This window comes from Streptomyces johnsoniae (genome assembly GCF_031845565.1).
GTDB classification, from domain to species: domain Bacteria; phylum Actinomycetota; class Actinomycetes; order Streptomycetales; family Streptomycetaceae; genus Streptomyces; species Streptomyces johnsoniae.
Window position 1 is genome coordinate 1 of sequence record NZ_JAVREV010000121.1, and the last position, 247, is coordinate 247.

General features: G+C 61.5%; 1 protein-coding gene. It reads left to right on the top strand.

The annotated features are described in order from the left end of the window. On the top strand, positions 1 to 126 hold a 126-nt coding region (locus RM779_RS33555; protein WP_311620621.1), incomplete at its 5' end, for an integrase core domain-containing protein. Between the last annotated feature and the right edge of the window lie 121 nt (positions 127 to 247).

Genomic DNA, 247 nt, shown 5'->3' on the forward strand with positions numbered 1-247 from the left:
GACACCGAACGCCAGACCGCGTTCACCGACTGGATCGACTGGTACAACTACCACCGACCCCACACCGGCATCGCAGGCCAAACACCCGCCAGCCGCGTCACCAACCTCCCCGAACAACACACCTAGACGAGTTATGCCGAAGTCCTGCGGGAATGAGGTGAGGGTGTCCAAGATCCGGTTGTGCTGACCGACCTGGACACCCTCATCACCGCACTCTACGTGGAGATCGACGACCACCTGCCGCGAA